Origin of the sequence: Actinomadura sp. GC306 (genome assembly GCF_004348665.1) — a bacterium.
In the GTDB taxonomy this organism is placed as follows: Bacteria; Actinomycetota; Actinomycetes; order Streptosporangiales; family Streptosporangiaceae; genus Spirillospora.
On sequence record NZ_SMKM01000383.1, the window covers coordinates 1 to 4,869 of the forward strand.

6 protein-coding genes are annotated in these 4,869 nt (G+C 74.1%); 1 reads left to right on the forward strand and 5 read right to left on the reverse strand.

The features are described from left to right. Positions 1-4: 4 nt before the first annotated feature. From E1200_RS31210 to E1200_RS31225, 4 genes are read right to left on the reverse strand one after another with little or no spacing between them, the layout of a single operon-like run. Positions 5-943, reverse strand: a complete 939-nt coding sequence (locus E1200_RS31210) for a PD-(D/E)XK nuclease family protein (RefSeq protein ID WP_243708992.1) — start codon at positions 941-943, stop codon at positions 5-7. An 8-nt stretch (positions 944-951) separates the two neighbouring features. Continuing rightward, complete coding sequence (locus E1200_RS31215) at positions 952-1,656, reverse strand: MBL fold metallo-hydrolase (RefSeq protein ID WP_131955899.1); 705 nt, start codon at positions 1,654-1,656, stop codon at positions 952-954. Between the two features lie 25 nt (positions 1,657-1,681). After that, a complete protein-coding gene (locus E1200_RS31220; RefSeq protein WP_131955901.1) occupies positions 1,682-2,533 on the reverse strand; it encodes a PHP domain-containing protein in 852 nt (283 codons plus the stop codon). A 28-nt stretch (positions 2,534-2,561) separates the two neighbouring features. Next, the gene (locus E1200_RS31225) at positions 2,562-3,206 is read right to left on the reverse strand and encodes a DUF6758 family protein (RefSeq protein ID WP_131955903.1); all 645 of its coding nucleotides are present in this window, start codon (positions 3,204-3,206) and stop codon (positions 2,562-2,564) included. Between the two features lie 83 nt (positions 3,207-3,289). Between E1200_RS31225 and E1200_RS31230 the strand changes: the two genes are divergently transcribed. Next, positions 3,290-3,679: an NUDIX domain-containing protein gene (locus tag E1200_RS31230; protein WP_131955905.1), complete on the forward strand. Its 390-nt coding sequence runs from the start codon at positions 3,290-3,292 to the stop codon at positions 3,677-3,679. Positions 3,680-3,698: 19 nt separating this feature from the next. Here E1200_RS31230 and E1200_RS31235 read toward each other — a convergent pair. Continuing rightward, a partial coding sequence (locus E1200_RS31235) for a CPBP family intramembrane glutamic endopeptidase (protein ID WP_207933631.1) occupies positions 3,699-4,869 on the reverse strand: 1,171 nt, incomplete at its 5' end.

The window sequence follows — 4,869 nt, forward strand, 5'->3', positions numbered from 1 at the left end:
GTCGTTAGGGGGCGTCTACCGGGAGGGCCGCCCAAGGGTCCTTGCGGGGGGCGGCCTGCTGGCCTTCCGGGCAGTGGCGGGCGAAGTCGCACCACGAGCACAGGTTGCCGGTGCGCGGCGGGAACAGCTCGTCGTACGGGGTGTGGTCGACGGTGGCCGGGCGGGCGTCCGCCGCGCGCGGCTTCGGCACGCCGCCCGCCGAAGCGCGGCCCTTTGCGGAGGGACGGCCGCCCGTCATGGCGCGGTAGCCCTCGTCGGCCTCGGCGGCTTCGGCGGCTATGCCCTCGGCGCGGCGGATGTGGCGGTCCAGGGACTCGTCCGTGTGGTCCCAGGCCGCGACCTCGCCGGACGGCAGGTGGTGCAGTTCGACGCGGTGGCAGGGGCGGCGCAGCACGCGGGACGCCGCCACCGCGTAGATCGCGAGGGCGAGGGACCCGCGGGCGTCGTCGGACGTGGGGACGCGGCGTCCCGTCTTGTAGTCGACGACCGCGAGTTCCGGGCCGCGGGCGTCGAGGCGGTCGATGCGGCCCGACACGGCGATGCGGTCGGTGCGGGTCGCGACCGTGCGCTCGACGCCGACCGGCTCGTCGGACGGGTTGAGGCCCGCGGCGTACCGCTCGGTCATCTCGCGGGCCCGGTCCCGCCACGAGGCGGACTGCGCGTCGTCGCGGAACCCATCGGTCAGCCAGCCGCGGACGACGAGCGTCCCGGCGGCCTCGGGGGTGCGCTCGCCGAGCGGCAGCCGCCACCACCCCGCCAGGGCGTTGTGGATGCTCGCCCCGACGCTGTTGTGCGCCCACGGCGGGCCCTTCGGCGGCATCGGACGGTCGAGGTACGTCATCCGGTACCGGCGCGGGCAGTCGAGCCAGGTGTTCAGCCGCGACGGCGTGCACGTGTACAGCCGCCGCGGCATGCCCTCGAAGCCGAGCTGCTCGGCGTTCAACGAGGCCGTCAGTCCTCGTCCTGCGCGAGCGCGCCCCACGACTCCCAGCGGGAGTCCTCTTCGCCGACGTTGGTCTCCTCGCCCTGGGCGGGCAGGACCTTCAGGTCCTTCGGGAGGGGGGTGAGCAGGGCGCCGATGGAGTTGAGCTGCTTGCGCAGGTCCTCGTAGACGCCGCCGATGGAGCCGGGACGGCCGCGGTGCAGCGTGTCGCCGGAGAACAGGACGCCGAGCTGCTCGCTGATCACGCAGACGCTGCCGGGGGTGTGGCCCGGGGTGTGCACGATCTCCAGCTGCGCGTCGGCGATCTCGAAGACGCCGCCGTCCTCCAGCCAGATGTCGGGTTCGAGGGAGCGCAGGGCCTTCGCGTCGTCCTCGTCGTCCTCCTCCTTGGCGAGGCGGCCGAAGTAGTCGCGCCACAGCAGCCGGTCGCCGCGGTGCAGTGCGATCGGGGCCCAGTTCTCCTCGTCCTCCTCGCCCGCGGCGGCCACTTCGAGGACCACGTTGAGGTGGTGCTCGTTGCCGTCGGTGAGCAGGACGGCCATGACCTCGCGGTCGCCGACCTCCTTGAGGATGGCCTCGGCGTCGTGCGCCGGATCGATCACGATGACCTCGTCATCGTCACCGATGATGTAGGTGTTGTTCTCGACGTCGTGGTCGGTGTCGTCGAGGTTGACCTGCCCCGACGTCACGACCTGTTCGATGCGCGCGTCCACGCTCCGAACCCTATCGTGCTTCGTGTCACGTTTCGGGCAGTCGGAGATCACCGCCGGACGCTTCCGCGAGCAGCCGCTCGTAGTCGGCGGGCGCGGTCGTCTCGGCGCCGAGGCGGTCGCCGGTCGCCTCGCCGTGGTCGTCGCTGGAACCGGTCACGGCCAGCTCCAGGGCGGACGCGAGGTCGCGCAGGCGGGCCCGGTCCTCGGGGACGTGGCCGGGGTGGTCGGCCTCGACCCCGGCGAGCCCGGCGGCGGCGAGCCGCTCGATCACCTCGTCGGCGACGACGTAGCCGCGGCGGCGCGCCCTCGGGTGGGCCAGCACGCACACTCCCCCGGCCGCGCGGACGAGCTCGATCGCCCGCTCCGGCCGGAGCGCGTACCGGTCGGCGTAGGCGCGGCCGTCCGGTGCGATCCAGCGGGAGGTGAACGCCTCGTCGGCGTCGCGGACCGCGCCCGCCGCGACCATCGCCCGCGCGATGTGCGGGCGGCCGACCGCCTCGCCGCCGGCCAGCGAGCGGACCATGTCCCAGGTGATGTCCACGCCGAGGTCGCGGAGCCGGCCGACCATCGTCCGCGCCCTGATCACCCGGTCGTCGCGGATCCGGGCGAGTTCGGCGGCCAGTTCCGGGGCGTCCGGGTCGAACAGGTAGCCGAGCATGTGGAGGCTGCGGCCGTCCTGCACGCACGACAGCTCGATGCCGGGGACGAGCGTCAGCCCCCCGGGCAGCGCCCCGGCGGCCTCCTCCCAGCCGGCGACGGTGTCGTGGTCGGTGAGCGCCAGCACGTCCAGGCCGTTCGCCCGCGCCCGCCGGACGACCTCGGCGGGCGGCCGGGTGCCGTCGGACGCGGTGCTGTGGCTGTGCAGGTCGATCCGCATCCCCCGTTCATATCAACGGGGCGGGGTCTCACTCGTCGAGGCGCGGGCTATAGGCGCCGTACGGGAGGTCGATCGCCATCCCCGGCTCGCGCAGGTCGAGGAGAGTCTGCCGCTCCAGCAGCAGGACACCGGCCTCGGCGGGCCACAGCACGGCCCAGAGCCAGTGGCCCATCGCCTCGCCCACGAACACGGCGCGGTCGGCGGCGCCGTTGACCGTCCACATCGGCACGGAATGCCCGCAGGTCGCCGCGGGGCCGCTGACGTCGAGCTTCACGTGCGGCGGGCCGTCGAACACTTCGCCCGGGTCGGAGCCGTCGAGACCCGCGTAGTGGGCGCCGAGGCCGATGCCGGGCTCCTCGGCGACGAGGACCATGTCGGCGGGGCCGGCGAGCAGCCCCGGCCCGGACACGGCGACCGCGGTCGCACGCGCGCCGCTGCGGTCGTCCCCGACCGTGGCGAATCCCGTGACGAGCCAGCCCAGCGGAAGGGGCCAGGGCGTCCAGACGGGGACGCGGGCGTCGCGCAGCACGGCGGCCAGCCCGTCCGGGCCGGGTCGCTTGGCCGGCTGCCTCGGCAGGACGGCGCCGTGCATCCCGCAGCTCCAGTCGCTCGACCAGAGGTTCGGTTCGTGCAGAGGACCCGCGCAGCGCGGGCAGATCGGCTCCGTCCCCATGATTACCCACCCTGCGCGGCGGGTTCCCGGCCCGTCAAGACCGGGTGGGTCGCCCCCTGGAAAAGGGGGAACAAATTGGGGTCATGCGTGTGCGTTGTGTCGGCGGGATCGTGCGGGACGGCTCCGGGCGGCTGCTCCTGGTGAAGCGGGCGCGGCCGCCGGGCGAGGGCCTGTGGTCGATCCCGGGCGGGCGGGTCGAGCCCGGCGAGGACGACCCGGCCGCGGTCGTGCGGGAGCTGAAGGAGGAGACCGGGCTGGACGTCGTCGTCGGCGCGCTGGCCGGGACGGTGGACCGCCCGGGGCCCGGCGGCGTCACCTACGAGATCCACGACTACGCCGCGGCGGTCACGGGCGGCACGCTGCGCGCCGGGGACGACGCGGCCGACGTCCGGTGGATCGCCCCGGACGAGCTGGGGAACCTCCCCGTCGTCCCCGGCCTGGTCGACGCGCTCGTGCTGTGGGGCCTGCTGTGAGGGCTATGGCTGCCGCGGGCTACGGGAGCTGCGCAGGGCTGCTACCGGCCGTCGTCGCGGGGGTGTCGTCCTCGGCGGGGCCCGCGGTGACGGTCTGCACGCGCATCCGCCGCGCCAGCCGGATCGCCGCGGCGGCGAACAGGGCCATGAGGGCGATGTCGACCATGGCGACCTCCCACGGCAGCGCGCCCTGCTCGATGTCCAGTTGCCCGAGCGCGGCGGCGAACAGGAACGCCAGGAGGTTGTTGAACACGTGCAGGGCGATGGCCGCCTCCAGGCCGCCCGTGCGGACCGTCATCCACGCCGTGATGACGGCGAAGGCGAAGATGTCGACGGCTCCCCAGCCGGTGTACTCGTGCAGGGCCATGAACACCAGCGAGCCGACGAGGATGCCTGGCCAGGGGGTCCGGAAGACGACGCTGAGCGCCCGCCCGACCTTGTTCCTGGCGTCCTCCAGCGTCCAGGAGCCCACGGCCTGCAGGATCCACCCGCGGATGAGGTACTCCTCGGCGGCGGCCTGGAACGGCACCAGCAGCAGGATGAGGAGCGCCGGGAGGAGGAACCTGCCCCAGCCGACCCACTCCTCGTCGCCGCCGGTGGACTCGGTGACCACGAACTGGTCCGTCACGAGCATCGCGGCGAACGCCGCGATGCAGTAGCCGATCGCGAGGCCGCTGCAGACCAGCATCCACTTCCAGCGCAGCCGCCCGGCGACCGAGGACAGCGTCCCGGGACGGCGCCGCTGGACGCCCCACGCCACGAACAGCGTCACGGGCAGGAACAGCGCGATGACGGCGAGGTTGGCCGCGACGTCGGCCGTGTCGTTGCCGAAGAGGGCGTCGCCCTCGCCGGACAGGTCGAGCCCTTCCCCGGTCACCGCCCAGGCGACGATCTCCCCGACCAGCAGGAACCCGACCATCAGCCCCATGCCGAGGACCAGGACCGTCACGCTGCCCACCAGCGGGCGCCACCAGCGGTGCGCGCCGGTCCGCGCCATGCGGTGGTACGGGGTGCCCGGCGGAGGGTCCGCCGTCCAGGGCTTCGACACCGGGGGCGCCCCGTAGCCGGGGTAGGCCGACCCGTACGTCCCGTCCCAGGCCGGTGGCCGGGCCGGGTCGCCCTGCCAGTGCGTACCCGGATAAGGCGTACCCGGATAAGGCGTATCCGGGTAGGGCGTACCCGGGTAGGGG